This is a genomic window from Flagellimonas onchidii (genome assembly GCF_004804315.1).
Classification (GTDB): Bacteria; Bacteroidota; Bacteroidia; order Flavobacteriales; family Flavobacteriaceae; genus Flagellimonas; species Flagellimonas onchidii.
This window is the reverse complement of record NZ_SRXX01000002.1, coordinates 143843-162201: the sequence shown is the minus strand read 5'-3', so window position 1 is coordinate 162201 and position 18359 is coordinate 143843. Positions and strand designations below refer to the sequence as shown.

Below are 18359 nucleotides of genomic sequence, written 5' to 3'. Positions count from 1 at the left end.
GTTACACCATAAGTCCCTTTAAATCAATAAGGAGGACTGATAATTTTAACCAAAAAAGTAATTTGTATGGAACTACAGATTGACGACTCGATATTAGTAAAGAACTACATTGCCGGTGAGGAAAAGGCATTAGAAACCCTTATCAACAGGCACAACCAAAGAATTTCCAGTTTTATTTATTCAAAAGTAATGGACAGGGATGTCGCAGAAGACATCTTTCAAGATACCTTCATTAAAGTAATTAAGACCTTAAAAAGAGGCTCTTATAGCGAAGAAGGTAAGTTTTTGCCTTGGGTAATGCGAATTGCCCATAACCTCATTATTGACCATTTCCGTAAAAACAAAAGAATGCCCAAGTTCGAAGGAAATGATGACTTCAATATCTTTTCTGTTATTAAGGATGAAAAACTGAATGCGGAAAAACAGATTATAAAAGATCAGATTGATAGTGATTTGACACTTTTGATAGACGAACTGCCCGAAGACCAAAAAGAGGTGTTGGTGATGCGAATTTATAAGGATATGAGTTTTAAGGAAATCTCTGAGAATACCGGAGTTAGCATTAATACTGCTTTGGGAAGAATGAGATATGCCCTTATTAATCTGAGAAAAATCGTAAACAAGAACAACATCGTTTTAACGAATTAATCTGCATTCCATCGAGCATAGCAATATTTCCATATTAGTGGCGTTATGTAATTGTAACATTAATGCTAGAATATGGAAAATATTTACTCTGAAGAACAAAAAACTGTACGAACAGTAAGAGCTAAAAGGGAAACTATTGATTTCCTGCTGAGCTACTCTAAATCGATTCAAGTAGTTGATTACAAAAAACACAAATTTGAAGTTACTTTGAACTAGAACTTCGAAGACTTTCAAAAAGAGCCGCAATTAGTGGCTCTTTTTGTTTTTATGGTATTCGTTCAACACTGTTTTTCTTCCAATGGTTTTGGTAATGATATCCTTTTCCAAATTCCAACCCCTGGCAGGCGAGTACTCTCGGCCATACCAGATAATCTGAAGATGGAGCTTGTTCCAAACTTCTTTTGGAAAAAGCCTTTTAGCATCTTTCTCGGTCTGAACTACATTTTTACCATTGCTAAAGCCCCAGCGGTACATAAGTCGGTGAATATGTGTGTCCACGGGAAAAGCCGGAATCCCAAAAGCCTGGGAAACAACAACACTTGCCGTTTTATGTCCTACGGCGGGCAATTCTTCTAGAAGTTCAATCTCTTGCGGAACCTCTCCATTATACTTTTCAATCAATATCTGGGATAGGCCATGAATACCCTTGGACTTCATAGGTGAAAGTCCCACTGGCTTTATGATTTCGCGGATTTCATCCACAGTTAGCTTTACCATATCAAAGGGATTATCAGCTTTATCGAATAAGAGAGGGGTAATCTGATTTACCCTAACATCAGTACTCTGAGCAGATAACAATACGGCAATTAACAGTGTGTAAGGATCTTTATGGTCCAATGGAATTGGAATGGTCGGATAAATTTCATCAAGGGTCCGTAGCGTAAAATTTACCCTGTCCTGTTTCGTCATAATGGCTTAGTTTTGAAAAATTTTTAAACCTGAATACATGAATACCTTAAAAGTAGGAGATAAAGTACCTGAATTTTCTGCAATAGACCAAGATGGAAATACAATAAGTTTAAGCGATTACAAAGGAAAAAAGTTAATTGTCTTTTTCTATCCAAGAGCGAATACCCCAACATGCACGGTTGAGGCTTGTAACCTTAACGAAAACTATGATAGATTAAAAAAAGAAGGCTACGAGCTACTGGGAGTAAGCGCTGATACACAAAAGAAACAGTCTAACTTTAGTAATAAGTTTGGTTTTCAATATCCGTTATTGGCAGATGTGGATCATACTATGATAGATGCTTTTGGTGTTTGGGGACCAAAAAAGTTTATGGGACGTAAATTTGATGGTATACACAGAATAACTTTTGTGATTGACGAAAATGGCGTAGTGGATAAAGTAATAGATAAGGTCAAAGCAAAAGAACACGCAGACCAAATTTTGTTATAATTGTCATAATCAACAACCTGGACTTCTTCATTAGGCCATAAAAAACTAAGTTTGTATTCCACCTTGTATTAAAATACAATGAGAAATTCAGTTCTTAGTTTTATCATCGCAGCTATTGCAATTTGCCTCTTTGCATTCAAAAATAATGATAGTATGAAAACCTATATCGTTTCAAAAGCCCAATCTGAAAATGGTGAAGAAAAGTTTTTAGATGATAATTTATGGGAAAAAGCGATACTACTTACCGATTTCTCGCAACCGTGGAGGAAAAACGAACGGATACAGGAAACAAGCTTTAGAGCATTGCACGACGATAAATATCTGTATTTGAGATATGATGTCAAGGATGATGACCTAATTATATTTGATAATTACCAAACTAAACGAGACATTATCCGCTCTGACCGGGTTGAGATTTTTTTAAGAAAAGACACCGAGCTTAAAAAGTATTATTGTCTTGAAGTAGATCCAAATGGTGCCATCTTGGATTTCGCTGCTACTCATTATAGATTATTTGATGATGATTGGTACTGGCCCAAAGGACATTTGTTTACCAGTGGAACCATTTTGGAGAAGGGATATCGCCTAGACATGACAATTAGCAAGGAATCCTTGAAGAGTTTGGGATTGCTTAAAGATGGAGTTTTGGAAGCAGGAATCTTTCGTGCTGACACCAACATTTTACCTGATTCTAAAAACCCTGATGGGGACTTTAAATGGATTACTTGGGTAGATCCTGAAATGAAAGAACCAGATTTTCATGTACCCTCTTCTTTTGGCAGATTAGAACTGTCTGAATAATAAGGCTCATTACTAGAAATCAATAAATATTATTTGCCAACTTCTTCTTTCTCCTTTGGGGGCAATGTTTTTTTTCCAAACAATTGTTTTTCTTTGATCACTTCGGCAATACCCTCTGGTAACATTTCTTCCCAACCTTCTTCATCATTGGTAATTCGTTTCAACACTTCCCTTGAGAAAATATGCATAATATCGGGGTCATAGTCGATGATGTCCATGACCTTGCCATTGTACTTAAAGAACTTGTACAATTCCTTCATTCTAGGATGCACTTTGACATTGTTGCTGGTCATAACCTGCCCCGTGTTTGCATCTTTCATGGGGTATAGGTAAACTTTCAAATCCTTAAAGAACAACTTTCCAAAGGCTTCTAATATACCACCACTTAAATCGCGATAGTATTTTTCGTCAAAAATATCAACCAGATTGTTCACCCCCATGGTCAGTCCAATCTTGGCCTTTGTATAGTTGTTAAAGTACTCTACCAGTTTATAATACTCCTGAAAGTTGGAAATCAGCACAGTATGTCCCAAAGAGCATAACAGTTCTGCACGATCCATAAAGTCCTGCTCGTCTATTTCACCGGCAGCCTTTAAGTTGGAAAGAGTAATTTCAAAAACAACTATGGTATTTTCATACTCTACCGTCTGTTCTCGTATAAAAATATCGTAAGACTTTTGAAACATATCCATGTTCACCTTGGTAACTGGTCTAAAACTTCCTCGAAGTGCCAAAATATTTTTCTTGTACAATACGGCAGCAGGGAGTAAGTTATTCCCATCAGGACCAAACATTACCGCATCGGTCATGTCATTTCGGATGAGCTGTAGGCTCATAAGCCTGTTATCCACATCCTTAAAGTTTGGACCTATAAAATTGACCATGTCAATCTCTATGGTATCCTTATCAATATGGTCATATAGGTATTTTAATAGCTTTTTGGGTTTATGATACTTGAAAAAAGCCCCATAAATTAAGTTTACACCCAAAATACCCAAGGTTTCCTGTTGTAATCGGGCTTCATTTTGTTTAAAACGAATGTGAAGCACAATTTCATCGTACTCCTTTTGTTTGGGATCAAGCTGAAAACGGATTCCAATCCATCCATGACCTTTGTATCTTTTGGAAAAATCAATGGTGGCAACCGTGTTGGCATAGCTGAAAAACAAATAATCCGGATTGTTCTCGCGACTTATACGTTCTTCTACCAAGCGCATTTCATGTCGTAACATTCCTTTAAGCCTGGCTTGGGTAACATACCTGCCATCCTCCTCAACTCCATATATGGCATCACTGAACGATTTGTCGTAGGCGCTCATGGCCTTGGCAATGGTTCCTGAAGCCCCCCCGGCCCTAAAAAACTGTCGTGCAGTTTCTTGGCCCGCACCAATCTCGGCGAAGGTTCCATATATATTGGGATTTAAGTTTATCCGAAGTGTTTTTGCCTTTATCGAAGGTATATTTTCAAAGCTATTTACGTTGCGAGAAGCAGTTGACATAACCAGTGTTTTATTAAAAACAAAGTTACACTCTTAATCAAATCTATTAAATAAATAAGTTATAATTTTGATTTTAATGGATGATATGATGACCATTACTTTTTTGGGGACAGGAACCTCGCAAGGGATACCCATTATTGGAAGTGATCATCCTGTTTGCTTGAGCAAAGATTCTCGTGACAAGCGACTTCGTGTGTCTGTTTTGGTGTCTTGGAACAATTACAATTATGTTATTGATTGCGGTCCCGATTTTAGACAGCAAATGCTCGCAAACCCCATCCCAAGGTTGGATGGAATTCTCTTCACCCATGAGCATGCCGACCATACAGCTGGAATTGATGATATACGCCCCTTTTTTTTCAGACAAGGTGATATTCCGATTTATGCCCACCAAAGGGTGATAAAGTCTCTAAAAAAACGGTTTGATTATATTTTCGCCGATAAGGATAGATATCCTGGGGCACCCGCCGTTATTGTAAATGAGGTAGAGAAGGGGAGTACTATTGGCTTGGGAAATATAAATGTAGTGCCCATTGAAGCATTTCATAATCGATTATCCGTTTTTGGTTATCGTTTTGGAGATTTTGTGTATTTGACTGATGTAAAACGGGTTGAAGAGGAAGAAATCAAAAAAATGAAAGGAGCAAAGATATTGGTTGTTAATGCGCTTCGTTCAGAGCCGCATCATTCACATTTTAATTTGAAAGAAGCTCTAGATTTTGCTGAGAAAGTAGGCGCCGAGAAAACATATTTCACCCATATTAGTCATTTATTGGGATTTCATGCCGAAGTAGAGGAGAAACTCCCTGAAAATGTGTTTTTAGCTTATGATAATTTACAATTAAAGATTTAGAAGAATGAAAAGTAAAATATTCCTTTACCTGTTTGTATTTGCCGCATTGATTGTCTTGTATCAATTTGTCAGCGCCAATAACCTTCAAAAAAGCTTGAATTCTAATATTGATAAATTAGAATCTGAAGTTACTAGTTTGAAAGATTCTTTGGAGCAAGCCCAATTAAAAGTTCTTGATATGCAATACTTTTCATTGGAGAACAACGATGATGCCTTGGCATATTATGACCATCTTAATTTAAAAGACCCAGTAAGGTATATTGAGGATAAGTTGTTGGAAACCAATGAAAAAAAAGGAAATAATCCATTGGTTCCCTATGAAGGGATGGAAAGCGATTTCAAAATCAACAAAATAAAAATCCTTAACCATAAATGGTTGTTGGCCGATTTTTCAGATGGTAAATATTGGGGAGATCTGGTTATCAAGTATGAGTTAAAAGACGATTTGGGTGTAGATTTCACCTTAATGGATCACCTACTTTACGCTCGCAGTAACTAAATATGCTGAACAAGCCACTCCCGGAACGAATAAAAGTTCTGTTGAGAAACTCCATGCCCAATTGGGAATTCCTCATAAACATGGTTCACGCCCAATTCTGTTAGAAAAGCAGGTGTTTTTTGCGCCCATTCCAAGGGAATTACTTGGTCTACTTGGCCATGAGAGGCATAAATATTTAAAGAACTGTGATTTTTGTCTTTATAGCCTTCCAACAAAATATTTTCATTGATATAACCGCTTAGAGCGACTACATTCTTGATTTTATCAGGAAATGAAAGTGCCACAGAATAACTCAAAATAGTACCTTGGCTGAATCCTAAAAGTGTAATGTTCGCTGTGTCCAAATCAAACAACTCACAAGCTTCGTCAATAAAAGCGACAATTTTACCCCTAGATTCTTTTGCTTGCTCGTCATCACTCCATTTACCATATTTGGCATCAAAATTAATGGCATACCAGGCATGACCGAAAGGTTCAAGGTCATACGGAGCTCTGACTGAAATAACGTGTAGCTCCTCTGGAAGTTCTGATGCAAAGGAGAAAAGATCTTCTTCGTTGCTTCCATAGCCATGAAACATAAAAAGAGATGGTTTTTTTCCTAATTTAAGGGATGACGGACGTTCTAAATATTCTAACGAAAGTGAGGTGGGGGACATTTGAATAATTTATGGAATAAAGGTAAACCATTTTTGAAAATGTTCCCCTAAAAACGGCAGAGGTCGGGTTTTTTCATTTAAGGCCTGTAGAAATCCGTATCCCCAAATAATAAGGTATAGTAGAAATAATCCGAAGGAAACATAAACTATTCCGGTATAGGTCAGTACAATGGCCAATGCATGAAAAATTAAATGGATCCCAAAGGCTTGCCGTGTATGAAATCTCGCATATGCATCTTTTGGTTCGGAGTTCATACTAATGGCTATCAAACTGCCCACAATGGTAAGGTAAGCTACTATAGCCGTTGTTTTTCCTGGATTGGAGTTGCTCAAAATTCTAGAGAGTTGTTTGATTATTATTTATGATTCCATAGACTTTTCCCTTTTGGGAAGCTCCTAGGAACATACTGTTTTTTGAGATGGATAAAATGCGCTCTTTTTCAAAAATGTAATCTTCTTCTGGGTCAAAGAGGGTTAAACAAGCCGATTGACCTTCATCAAACATCGGAGCTTCAATTCCGAAACGTTCACGGCCTTTGGTGAGCAAGGCAATAGTGTCCTCAGTACCCAAAAGTCGGTTTAGGCTTCCAAAAGCTGATTCCAATCCGATAGTGCCGTTTGCCGCATTGTCGAACTCAACCCGTTTTTCTTCAACATCCATGGGAAGGTGATCTGTCGTGATAAAATCAACAGTGCCGTCCTTTAATCCTTTTATTAGTGCTTTGCAATCAGCAGCACCTCTCAGTGGTGGGGATACCTTAAAGGATGTATCGAACTCTTTTAGGGATTCATCGGTGTAGATAAGATTATGAATGGCAACACTGCAGCTAACATCCAATCTTTTCTTTTTGGCATTGGCAATCAACTTCACTGAATTTGCGGTCGAAATGGTAGGAATATGCAATTTTCCACCAGTGTATTCCAATATGAATAAGTCCCTAACGATTTGCAGTTCTTCGGCCAGACCTGGAATACCTTTAAGTCCAAGTGTGGTAGACACCTTACCTTCGTGGACAATACCTTTTCCTTTAATCTGGGCATCCTCGACATATGAAAACACAAGCCCGTCAAAATTTTGGGCATATAAAAGGGCTATTTTTAGCAGGTTTGGATTTGATATTTGATGTTTGAAATCATAAAACGCCACTGCACCGGCATTTTTCATATCATATAGTTCTGCCAAATCTTTTCCATCAGCATTTTTCGTCAATGTTCCTATTGGGTAGAGGCGTGTAGCACTTCCATTCGCCCTATCTTTTAGAAAAACCACGTCAGAGCTGGTATCTGGAACGGGTCTAGTATTCGGATTTAGTAAAACGTCCGTAAAACCACTTTGTCCCGCTACTTTTAGGCCATTGGAAATGGTTTCCCGTTCTTCAAACCCCGGCTCCCCAAAAGCTACACCTGAATCAAACCATCCTAAAGAAACATGTAGATTTTTTTTTGTTACTACTTTGACATTCGAAGGAGCCTCAATAGAAGCAGCAATCTTTTCAACAACTCCCTTTTTAATTAGAATATCCCTTTTTTTAAGGTGCAATGCCTTATTCTCGGGGCATACAATCTTGGCCGACTTCAGCAGCATGTTCATTTAACAAATTTTTGAATGATTACTTCGACAAGCGCCAGAAACAGCGCTAAAATAACAAACCATTTCCAATAAGCGGTAATGGCATCCTCAGTTTTAAGTTGATTAAACAGGGAAGGAACAGAATCTAGAATCTCTACGTTTGTAAATCCATTTAGATCCATATAATTGAGTTTACTCTCCGTCCTAGGGTAATTGAAACTGATATTCCTCACGGATTGGCCATCCTTTAAAACACTAAAAATTCCATCCGAAGTAGGAATATCATCAAAAGTCAATCTTATTTTATTGGGAAAACTTTGTTGCAACGGAATAAAGGTTTCACCAAGTTTCGAAACATTTAGAATCTTATCGCTCCCAAGATTTACCGGAACATCCACTGATACTGAATTTCCTAGCGTATAATATAGATCATTCATTTTCAAGCTGAATTCTGCCATGTTATAAAATGTAGGAACAATTAGTGGAGAATTCTTAAAGTTGGTGTTTTCTTTTTTCAATGAAGTGGCAAATAGATAAAAACCGTTATTGCCCACTAAAAAGGCATCATTGCCTTCTAGGGAAAGCACTTTTGGTAAATTTGACCGTATTCTGAAAAAATGATTCACAGTCGGATATTGAAAATTGTCCACCTGTTGCTCAAACACATTTTTATATAGTGGATGCCCAAATGATATATTGGTGATTCTTTTGGCAACGTTTGAAGCTTCTAGCAGTTGAGTGCCATAAAAATTGGATAAAAATTGGTTGTATGAAGTTAAATCACTCTCTAATGATGGAATTACGACAAGAGTCCCCCCATTTTCCTTAAAAACAGAGAGTACCTCCTGCAAACTATTTGGAATTGACTTTAAGTTGTTCAGAATAACCGTATGCTGTTGGTTTAAGATACTGTAATCCAGTTGATCCAAAGGAATCTGGGTCAGGACAAACTCATCAGCAGTATACAATCGAGATAAATAATTGTCATCCGTCTCTCCAATGGACAATACTTTTATCTTTTCCTTTTTACCGATATTAAAATAAAATGTGTTGTCATAGCCTGCGCCTCCATTTTCAATAATTTGTAATCGCCCATCTATTTCTTCGTCATTGGGAATGGAAAACTCAACTTCTGTATGGTCACCAGATTCAAATTTTGCTGCAACTTTTGCGATTAAAGTGTCTTTGTTGTATAACGAAATGGGAACTGTTTCCTCTTCAGAACCTCCTGAAAGCATGACCTTGAGTAGTAGTTGATTCAAGGTATTGTCCGAAACTTGAATCGAGTCTATAGAAACGTTTTGTACCTCGGAAGGAAAAACTGGAACGAAGTACTTACGAATTGTTGAATCTTGTATGCTCTTGTGAGTCCCTGTTCTTTGCTGAAAATCCGAAATAAGAATAAGGTTTTTTATAGTACCATCGGATTTGGAAAATAAAGTGCCGGCTTTCAGTTTAACTTCATCCAAACCTAACTGCTTATATGAATAGGGGATGGATAATAAATCGTTCTGAATGTTCTTGACCGTAATGTTTTTGAAGGTGTGCTCATTTGTAAAGAGGCTAAGCACTTGTTCCTTATCTATATTTTTGATTAAATCCTGAACAGATTTTTCCAACAACGAAAGTCCGTTCTCCTTGGCTTGCATACTGAACGAATTGTCCAAATAGATTACCGTTTCTTTTTGCTTAAGCGCTGTTTGGGAAGCTATGAAAGGCTGGGCAAAGGCAATTACCAAGGCAGTTAGTAATAAAAGTCTGGTAAACAGAAGCAGCCACTTTTTGAGCATATTGCTTTTTCTTGACTCAGAGACTACTTTTTGTAGCATAACTACATTGGTAAAAGGAGTTTTTTTAAATCTACGGAGTTGAAAAAGATGAATTAAAATGGGAATTAGTAGAAGAAAAAGGGCCCAAAGAATTTCTGGATGTTTAAACTGCATTCCACATTACGATTGGACAAATATAGATATTTAAACAATGTTCAATAAACAATTGGTGATAATCGATGGTCAATTAACAGTTTTTAATAATAACTGATTGAATTGTTCATTGCAAATTGGTAATTGTACATTGTTTATTGTCCATTATATCAGCAAAAGAAAAAGTAATCCGTCGAAGCTCGCTGTTCAATTTTTGTAAAAAAGTTCTCGATTTCTGATTGAGCATCTTCATTGGCTACGGTAACAATACTTTGTGGGTTCTCTAATTTCTCCAAAGCCGTAAAGTGAACCAACTCTTTTCCATAAATCTTTTTTCCAATCTTTTTGGGGTTATCACAGAGCCAAGTGAAATCAATTTTTTGTTCGACAAGCTTCTTGGCTATGGTTTTCCCCTTGAATCCAGCTCCCCAAATTACCAGAGAACGGTTTTTGAAATAATCCAATTTTAAAAAATAATGGAGTTTGATGTCCAAAAAATAATTTTGTGCATAATGCTCATGGGTTCGAGAAGTTCTGGTATCGTAGTCTCGCCATAGGTGCAAGATTTGATTACAAGGAATTATTTTTAATCCTTTTTCGTAAAACCGAAATGTGAGATCATAATCTTCTGGGTATCTATCTGGCTCAAAAGCACCGCATAGGTCCAAATCTTCTCGAAATACCATCCAACAGGGAGAGGGGATTACACATTCTTTATAGATCTCGGTGTAGTTTTTTCCTGTAGAAGTCAAGTGATTCAACCATTTCTCATACCGTTCATATCCATTGCTAATGCCTCGATTTGAAAAGTACTTTACTTGCCCGACCGAAACATAACCTTTTCCATATTTGACCAAACTATTGACCATACTGGATAAACGGTTGGGTTTCATAATATCATCTGAGTCCATTCTGGAAATCAAAGCTCCGGTTGCATTTGAATAAGCTGTTCTCAATCCTGGAATTATACCAGCACCCTGATTGGAAAAAACCTTTATTCTGGAATCTTTTTTGGAGTAGGACCGGAGGACGTTCAAACTTTCATCCTCAGAATGGTCATTCACTGCCAGCACCTCCCAATGCACATAGTCTTGGTTTATTATGGAATCAAGGCATTCAGGAAGAAAATGTGCTGTGTTCTTGAACGGAATGAGAATACTAACCTTATACTCTTGCATTACATAAATTAAGTGTACACCTATGGGGCTTTAGTTCAATAAGGACTCAATTTCCCAAAGCAACTCTGATGGCTTTTTCTGCAAGACCTTCCATAATTTCATATCCTTTTTTTGTGGGGTGTACCCCATCTTCTGCCAATTCTTTTGAAAGGCCATTTCGCTCATCGGTCATGGCGGAAAAATAATCCAAGTATACAAGGTTTTTTTCTCTGGCCATTTTTTGGAGCATCAAGTTCAATCTTGGAATTTTTTCATTGGGTTTTAAACCAGGTCGCCAAGGATAATCATATGCGGGAAGTATAGAGCAAATAATGGGTCGAATGCCATTAATTTCCGCAAGTTCAACCATGGAAAGAATGTTGTCACGAATTTGCCGTAAGGTCATAGGGCCTGTATTACCAGCAATATCATTGGTACCTGCCAAGATTACAACAACTTTGGGTTGCAGGTCGATTACATCTTGCCTAAACCGCAATAGCATTTGTGGAGTGGTCTGCCCGCTGATTCCACGATTCACATACGGTTTCCCTTCAAAAAAGTCTGGATGCGCCGAAGACCAACCCTCTGTAATGGAGTTTCCTATGAAAACCACCCGATTTTCTTCCTCCGAAAGAGAAAGAAGAGAAGCGTTTGCTTCTTGATATTTTTGAAGATTTGCCCAATCTTGAGCATTACTTGTTTTCAATAGGCCGAAAAGGGAAAGCACAAGAAGTATTCTTATTTTGGTTTTGAACATTACATTGATTTGCCTAAAAATAAGAAATTAATACCATCATCTACTGAGCAGCCAATATGTAATAAAAGCGAAAATTATCATTATTAAAATAGCCATTAATCCAGCTAAGCTGTTCTTACGTTTTTGGTGAGCTATTTTTTTTCGGACGACCATGATATCTTCAGGAGTAGACTTTTTGAAACTCAATTCGGTTCTTGCCTCCATACCATAGACGTCTTCTTTAGATTTACGTCTTCTTTTTTTGAGCAGGTCGCGATTGGCCTTGAACGACCTTACCATGTGAAGTATATGTCCGCCTCCTCCCATAATTAAGTGATTTAATTATATGTAGGATTTTTTCTAAAAATGTTACACGGGCAGAAAAAATCTTAGTTCTTTGGCGGCGTTATCATAATGTGTGCTCTATGAGTACCCGGATTCATTAGCCATGCGTGACCAGGAGGGGTAGGAGTAGTGGGTAATCCGGTGGACTCACCCGTTGCAAAAGGAATATAAAAGACATAGCGTACGTATGGGTTTTCAATCTCCTTTGTTTCTTGGTTCACTGTTCCCGTAAATACACACAAAGTTGCCTTATCAGGCATTTTTAGTTTTCCAGATTTAACTTCTTCCTCCCGAATATCGAAAATTTCTTGAGCTTCTTTTCCTTGCATCCTTAATTCTCTACCGCGTGCCATAAAAGGTTCTAAATCTTTATGGTATGCCGCTGTAGAGAATTTTTCTTTTTTTTGGTCGTCTGCAAGGGCAACATAGTCGTTAGAACCATTTTTTAAAACAGTGAAGTTTCCAGATATGTCGTAGCCATATACCTTTGCGCCATCTTTATAATCTTTTGGAACAGCCATTAATGCTGTTTTTATCTGCCATTCTTTGGAAGGAATCTCTTGAGCCATCAAAAAATGCATACTCATTAAGCCAACAATAATTGAAAGGATATTTTTTCTCATAATTTTAGTTTAAAGCCTTTACGCTCTAACCATCCCGTAAAGAAAACCACCGCAAGGGCAAAGCCAAAGGAAATCAACAGACCAGCTATACCTGAATTCAAAAATTCTGGTAATCTAATATGGCTTAAGTTTTGTAAAGGATAAATAAAATAGGGAATCATGTAACAGGTCAAAGTTGCTGTGCCTGCGGGTTTTATAAAATCAGCCCATCGTGTTATTTTCATAACATCGGCTATATAATGCAATAGAACAAAGGATAAAAAACCAATGCCGCTGCATACAGCCAACCAAGAGGGGGTTCCCTGAATTTTTGAAATACCCCAAATATGCCTTGTGCCTAATCCAAAGGCTATTGAGATAACTCCCAATAAGATTATCAAGGCATAGGGTGTTTTAATACCAGATTTCCCCAATTTTTGGAACAAAAGTGTTGTAACCACTCCTCCAGCTGTGAATGCGGGGATTGTTCCAGAATATAGCGGAGAAAAGTAAGTTATAAAGCCATCAAATTGCAATAATTCGGTAGATGTATTCAGTACTGACAATGTGTTGAACCCTATCCATAGAATTATAAGAGCATACAGATTACCTTTGGTAAAAAGATAAGCCAACGCATTGGCCAAATAGGCCCAACCAATAAGACCAAGTATACCCCACCATTGAGGCTTCATCCAATTTTCTCCTGAAAGACCACCTTTGTAAACTATAGCCAGATAGAGAAAAATCAATAATCCCATTACCTGAAAAACAAGGTGCCATTTTTTTGGAACCGGGCTTTTATTCCAGTTCATCCAAACCAGAGCAGTGGCCATAGCCATTATAAAACACCACCAATATTTGCCTAATCCCAAAGTCTCGCTATGTGTTTCATAATTGACCATAAAATAACCAATGAACAACAGAGATAATGAACGGATGAGAATATGCTTTCCAATCCTTACTGAGCTTTCGTTTTTAGAAAATCTGTGTTGGATAGCATAGGGAATGCTAAGCCCTACGATAAAAAGGAACAACGGAAAGATTACATCTGAAAAGCCTAAATAATCTTCTGTAGCGGAGGCATGTTGCAACCATTTGGGCACTTTGGTCAAAGTCCAAAAATCATTTACCCAGATCATCAATACCATGGTCAAGGCTCTTAATATGTCGATGGATGCTATTCTCATACTTGCTATTTGTGATTCCAATTATTTGGATCAGCACTTTCGTTGGGGGATAAGCCTAAAATATCTCCCTTAGTATTCACGCCCAGCCCCAAAACAGTTCGGTTAACATAGTTAAAGTAACTTGTTACTTGGTTTATTTCCAAAATTTGTCCGTCAGTAAAACCTGAAGCTCTTAAGTCATCAATTTCCTTTTTTGAAATTTCGGTATGGGCAATGGTCAACTTTTTGGCATATTCCATTCCGACCAAAAACTTATCCTCAAATATTCCATTCAGTTCGTCAGTTTTGACAGATTTTATAAATCTTTCAGCTTTTTGGTCATCGTTTAGTAGTCTCTTAAACCCTTCAAAATGATGCTGGACACAATAATCACATTTATTAAGATGACTCACATATATACCGATGGCCTCCAAATACCATTTGGGAAGTTCGTTATTGGAGTTGTGTAACACATTTTTATAAAGCGTCATGTGTCCCACTAGGGAATGGGGCCTTAAACTATGTATGGAGAGAACATTGTCCACATTATTGTCCGGCCCTTTGACCCTATCATAAATTCTTTTTAGCTGTGGACCAGCATTTTCGTAATCGACAATTTCTATCCAACTCATAGAAAAGGATTATTCTAAAACGGATTAGTATTTGGCACTTTTGCCATTGGCAACGGTTCTTAGAATAAATGCACGCAAATCATCATTGGCCTTTTTGAGGTCCTCACGCCTTAAGTACATCATGTGCCCAGAACGATATCCCTTAAATTCGAAACGATCTTTCATGCGTCCACTTGGATCTATTTGCCACATCGTATATTTTGCGTTGAAATATGTTGTGGCACCATCATAATATCCCGATTGTACCAGTACATTCAAATATGGGTTTTGTGCCATGGCTTGACGAAGGTTGTCACGGGTATTGTCATTTTCATTGTTCCATGGGTGTACAGGGCCGAACATATTGTATTTGATATCGGTTTTAAATTTTAATTCTTCCTGCAGATAGTAGTTAATAGCTGGAGTGAAGCTGTGCAACCATGAGGTTAATTCTGCTGAATAATCTGGTCCTTCCCCAAAAAGTCGCCTGTCAATCCCTAAGTAACGACTGTCCAATCTCCCCACGTTATATCCACCGTTGTCCTTCAACAAATTTTTCCAAAAGAATTGGGTGGGAACGTCCAGGTTATGATCTAAAATGTCTTTTTCCTTTAATCCTGAATAATAAGCCATTTTCTGCGCTACGCTTTTACGTTCTGCATCGGAAATAAAACCTCCTTTGGCAATGGCAGGAATCAGAGTATTTATGGTATATTCTTCCGATTCAGGTAAGATATCCAGTAAATCCTTGTTTTGGAGATCAGCAGGGAGGGCCTTGTGATGCCAAGCTGCAGCCGTATAATAGGGAAGGTTTAAGGCACTAGACACGGGCCCACCCACACGGATTACTTTGTAATCTGCAGGGGAAACCATGATAACCCCATTCAAATACATCCATTGCTGGTTTTGCAAAGCCAGTGATAGTCCCATGACCCGGGTTCCTCCATAGCTTTCCCCAATAATATACTTTGGAGAGCGCCAACGATTGTTTCGGGTCACAAAGGTGTTCAACCATTCCGCTAAATATGTTACATCGGCATTGATTCCGAAAAATTTATCTCTATCCACCTTATCACCTGTTTCAGGTATAGTTCTGGAATAACCTGTATTGGCAGGGTTTACATATACAATATCTGTCACATCCAATACGGAATAAGGATTGTGTTTAACCCCATAAGGTTGAACAGGATATCCTTCATCATCAATTTTAAGAATTCTGGGACCAGTATAGGCCAAATGCATCCAAACAGAACCTGAACCAGGTCCTCCGTTGAAAGAGATTAACAAAGGCCGCTCAGCTCTGTTTTTCACATTGTTTCTTGTGTAATAGGTGTAATGTAGAGAAGCTATTGGCTCTCCCATTTCATCCCAAACAGGCTGTGTACCCGTAGTGGCCGTATAATTTACGTTAGTACCATTGATTGTCACATTGTGTTGCGTGGTTACAGTGGTATCCACAGGTAATTTTCTACTTTGCGCAAAGGCAGTGGAACTGAATAGAAGTACATGCAGTATTAAATAGATTTTTTTCATTTTATATTTGAATTAGTCAGATTCTTATAGCTGTTGGCACCTTTTAAGCCAAAATAGCTTCAATCTTGGCAAGCTCTTCTTTACTGAAGGCCAAATTATCCAGTGCTTTTATATTGTCAAGTAATTGTGCGGTCCTGCTAGCACCAATCAATACGGTGGTAATACGTTCGTCCTTTAAAATCCAGGCTAAGGCCATTTGGGCCAGACTTTGGTTTCTTGAATTGGCAATGGCATCCAGTTTTTGAACCTTCTCTAAAATTTCAGGTGTAATCTGGTCTGATTTTAGGTATCGCGCATCTTTCCCTGCCCGTGAATCCTTTGGAATTCCTTTTAGGTATTTATTGGTCAGTATACCCTGTCGTAGTGGAGAGAACGGGATGGACCCAATACCCTTTTCACCCAAAACATCCAAGAGTCCATCTTCTACCCATCTATCCATCATATTGTATCTTGGTTGGTGAATAAGTAATGGGGTTCCAAGATCTTTTAAGATTTCATAAGCTTTTGCAGTATCCTCCGCATTATATTGGGAGATTCCCACATAAAGTGCCTTACCTTGCTGGACAATATGATGTAGAGCTCCCATGGTTTCTTCCAAAGGGGTTTCAGGGTCGGGCCTATGATGGTAAAATATGTCAACATACTCCAATCCCATCCTTTTTAAACTTTGGTCCAAACTTGCGATTAGATATTTTCTTGAACCAAAGTTTCCGTAAGGTCCAGGCCACATATCCCAACCAGCTTTTGAAGAAATAATCAATTCATCCCTATAATTCTTAAAATCCTTATGGAACAGGCGTCCAAAATTATCTTCTGCGGCACCATATGGGGGGCCATAGTTGTTTGCGAGATCAAAGTGGGTAATTCCATTGTCAAAAGCAGTTCTTAAGATTTGGCGAGCATTGTAAAAGTCATTCGTATGTCCGAAATTATGCCAAAGCCCTAAGGAAATCATCGGAAGTAAAAGTCCGCTGTTGCCGCAACGTCTATACTGCATTTTTTCATATCTACTTTCGTTGGGAACATAATTTTCTATCCCAAAGGAATCATTTAAGGCCATAATGTAAAGGTATAGTTGTTTTTAAGGGAACTAAATTTATCATATTTCAGCTCAGATATTCCTGTTTTATGGATTTTAACTTAAATTTTTGATAAAGCCTGAAGCTTAAAAAGTAAATTCAATGGCATTATCAACACCTCAAAAAACATAACATCATGAATAAGCTTTCCAGAAGGGATTTCAATACGAAGATTGCAAAAAGTGCTGGCGCAACAGCATTGATGTCGATATCACCGCTGGCCTGTGCCATTGCTGCTAAAAAGGACAAAAGGAAATTGGGAATTGCCCTTGTCGGCCTAGGAAGCTATAGCACCTATCAATTGGCTCCTGCACTCATGGACGCAGAACATTGTTATTTAGCAGGAATAGTTACGGGAACACCAGAAAAAGAAAAGATTTGGGCAGGGAAGTATGGTATTCCGAAAGAGAATATTTATAATTATGACAACTTCGATGACATTGCGCAGAACAGTGCAATAGATATTGTTTATGTGGTACTGCCCAATAGCATGCATGCCGATTTTTCGATTAGGGCGGCGAAAGCCGGAAAACATGTAATATGTGAAAAGCCTATGGCTATTAGTGTGGAGGAATGTGATGCCATAATTCAGGCTTGCAAAGAAAATGGGGTAAAGCTTGGCGTCGGATATCGCTTGCATTCAGAACCCTATACCCAAGAAGTAAAGCGAATTGTAAGAGAGAAAACCTTCGGTAAAATCAACTACATTTCTGCGGATGCAGGATATCGTTCTATGTCATACCCTGCTCAGTGGCGGTTGAACAAAGAGCTTTCTGGCGGTGGGGCTTTGATGAATATGGGTGTCTATTCCATTCAAAGTGTCATTTATGGTACAGGTGAAAACCCAATTTCTGTTTCCGCACTAGAATTTAGCACACGCCCCGATTACTTTAAGGAAACGGATGAAACCATTACAGCTCAATTCGAATTTGAAAGCGGTGCTATCGGAAACATTATGACCTCGCATAATATAAGTACCAATAGGCTTTTTGCTTCATGTGAGCGGGGATGGTACGAGCTTGACCCGGCAAGTACATATATACCATTGGCTGGACGAACGTCGCAAGGAGAGCTTAACTTTCCACAAGAAAGCCAACAAAAGCTTCAAATGGATGATTTCGCAAAACATATTTTATTTGACCAGCCCAATAAAGCTCCTGGTGAAATGGGTAAAAGAGATATGATAATCGTAGAAGCCATTTACGAATCCATATCTAAAGGAGGCAAGAAAATTCCTTTGAATTTCACTTCAGGATATGGGTTTGGAGGGTAACATACCTATG

The 18359-nt window shown here is 38.1% G+C and carries 20 protein-coding genes; 6 read left to right on the top strand and 14 right to left on the bottom strand.

The annotated features are described in order from the left end of the window. Nucleotides 1-66 precede the first annotated feature (66 nt). On the top strand, nt 67-648 hold the full coding sequence (locus E4661_RS02835) for an RNA polymerase sigma factor (RefSeq protein WP_136465302.1): 582 nt from the start codon (nt 67-69) through the stop codon (nt 646-648). Nucleotides 649-894: 246 nt separating this feature from the next. Here E4661_RS02835 and E4661_RS02830 read toward each other — a convergent pair whose 3' ends face one another. Next, nucleotides 895-1557 carry an endonuclease III domain-containing protein gene (locus tag E4661_RS02830; protein WP_136465301.1) on the bottom strand — a complete coding sequence of 221 codons (663 nt, stop codon included), beginning with the start codon at nt 1555-1557 and terminating at the stop codon, nt 895-897. A gap of 37 nt (nt 1558-1594) precedes the next feature. Here E4661_RS02830 and bcp point away from each other — a divergent pair, with 37 nt between their 5' ends. Then, nucleotides 1595-2047, top strand: coding sequence for a thioredoxin-dependent thiol peroxidase (gene bcp / locus E4661_RS02825; protein ID WP_136465300.1), 453 nt, complete (start codon nt 1595-1597; stop codon nt 2045-2047). A gap of 153 nt (nt 2048-2200) precedes the next feature. Beyond that, on the top strand, nt 2201-2848 hold the full coding sequence (locus E4661_RS02820; RefSeq protein ID WP_168796317.1) for a carbohydrate-binding family 9-like protein: 648 nt from the start codon (nt 2201-2203) through the stop codon (nt 2846-2848). A 29-nt stretch (nt 2849-2877) separates the two neighbouring features. Here E4661_RS02820 and E4661_RS02815 read toward each other — a convergent pair whose 3' ends face one another. Further along, nucleotides 2878-4347: a nucleotidyl transferase family protein gene (locus E4661_RS02815; RefSeq protein WP_136465298.1), complete on the bottom strand. Its 1470-nt coding sequence runs from the start codon at nt 4345-4347 to the stop codon at nt 2878-2880. Between the two features lie 88 nt (nt 4348-4435). Here E4661_RS02815 and E4661_RS02810 point away from each other — a divergent pair, with 88 nt between their 5' ends. Together E4661_RS02810 and E4661_RS02805 are read left to right on the top strand one after the other, a co-directional pair. Beyond that, nucleotides 4436-5200: an MBL fold metallo-hydrolase gene (locus E4661_RS02810; protein ID WP_136465498.1), complete on the top strand. Its 765-nt coding sequence runs from the start codon at nt 4436-4438 to the stop codon at nt 5198-5200. A 4-nt stretch (nt 5201-5204) separates the two neighbouring features. Beyond that, nucleotides 5205-5699, top strand: coding sequence for a hydrolase (locus E4661_RS02805; RefSeq protein ID WP_136465297.1), 495 nt, complete (start codon nt 5205-5207; stop codon nt 5697-5699). Here E4661_RS02805 and E4661_RS02800 read toward each other — a convergent pair. From E4661_RS02800 to mgrA, 12 genes are all read right to left on the bottom strand, one after another. Beyond that, entirely contained in the window at nt 5696-6355 is a 660-nt protein-coding gene (locus tag E4661_RS02800; RefSeq protein ID WP_136465296.1) for an alpha/beta hydrolase, read from the bottom strand. The two genes, E4661_RS02805 and E4661_RS02800, sit on opposite strands and share 4 nt — an antisense overlap. A gap of 9 nt (nt 6356-6364) precedes the next feature. Continuing rightward, nucleotides 6365-6688 (bottom strand): hypothetical protein, encoded by a 324-nt coding sequence (locus E4661_RS02795; RefSeq protein WP_136465295.1) that lies wholly within the window; start codon nt 6686-6688, stop codon nt 6365-6367. A gap of 4 nt (nt 6689-6692) precedes the next feature. Further along, on the bottom strand, nt 6693-7946 hold the full coding sequence (locus E4661_RS02790) for a dihydroorotase (RefSeq protein ID WP_136465294.1): 1254 nt from the start codon (nt 7944-7946) through the stop codon (nt 6693-6695). Next, nucleotides 7943-9868: a BatA domain-containing protein gene (locus E4661_RS02785; RefSeq protein WP_136465293.1), complete on the bottom strand. Its 1926-nt coding sequence runs from the start codon at nt 9866-9868 to the stop codon at nt 7943-7945. The genes E4661_RS02790 and E4661_RS02785 overlap by 4 nt, the downstream gene beginning before the upstream one ends. A 149-nt stretch (nt 9869-10017) precedes the next feature. Then, nucleotides 10018-11025, bottom strand: a complete 1008-nt coding sequence (locus E4661_RS02780; RefSeq protein WP_136465292.1) for a glycosyltransferase family 2 protein — start codon at nt 11023-11025, stop codon at nt 10018-10020. Nucleotides 11026-11071: 46 nt separating this feature from the next. Further along, entirely contained in the window at nt 11072-11761 is a 690-nt protein-coding gene (locus tag E4661_RS02775) for an SGNH/GDSL hydrolase family protein (protein ID WP_136465291.1), read from the bottom strand. 36 nt (nt 11762-11797) lie between these two features. Further along, entirely contained in the window at nt 11798-12067 is a 270-nt protein-coding gene (locus tag E4661_RS02770) for a hypothetical protein (protein WP_136465290.1), read from the bottom strand. A 62-nt stretch (nt 12068-12129) separates the two neighbouring features. Then, nucleotides 12130-12708, bottom strand: a complete 579-nt coding sequence (locus E4661_RS02765) for a hypothetical protein (protein ID WP_136465289.1) — start codon at nt 12706-12708, stop codon at nt 12130-12132. Beyond that, nucleotides 12705-13874 carry a heparan-alpha-glucosaminide N-acetyltransferase domain-containing protein gene (locus tag E4661_RS02760; RefSeq protein WP_136465288.1) on the bottom strand — a complete coding sequence of 390 codons (1170 nt, stop codon included), beginning with the start codon at nt 13872-13874 and terminating at the stop codon, nt 12705-12707. Before E4661_RS02760 ends, E4661_RS02765 begins: the two co-directional genes overlap by 4 nt. Nucleotides 13875-13879: 5 nt before the next feature. Further along, the gene (locus tag E4661_RS02755; protein ID WP_136465287.1) at nt 13880-14485 is read right to left on the bottom strand and encodes a carboxymuconolactone decarboxylase family protein; all 606 of its coding nucleotides are present in this window, start codon (nt 14483-14485) and stop codon (nt 13880-13882) included. Between the two features lie 24 nt (nt 14486-14509). Next, nucleotides 14510-15997 carry a S10 family peptidase gene (locus E4661_RS02750; RefSeq protein WP_136465286.1) on the bottom strand — a complete coding sequence of 496 codons (1488 nt, stop codon included), beginning with the start codon at nt 15995-15997 and terminating at the stop codon, nt 14510-14512. 43 nt (nt 15998-16040) lie between these two features. Next, on the bottom strand, nt 16041-17057 hold the full coding sequence (gene mgrA, locus E4661_RS02745) for an L-glyceraldehyde 3-phosphate reductase (protein WP_136465285.1): 1017 nt from the start codon (nt 17055-17057) through the stop codon (nt 16041-16043). 155 nt (nt 17058-17212) lie between these two features. Between mgrA and E4661_RS02740 the strand changes: the two genes are divergently transcribed. Further along, nucleotides 17213-18349 (top strand): Gfo/Idh/MocA family protein, encoded by a 1137-nt coding sequence (locus E4661_RS02740; RefSeq protein ID WP_136465284.1) that lies wholly within the window; start codon nt 17213-17215, stop codon nt 18347-18349. Nucleotides 18350-18359: the final 10 nt, after the last annotated feature.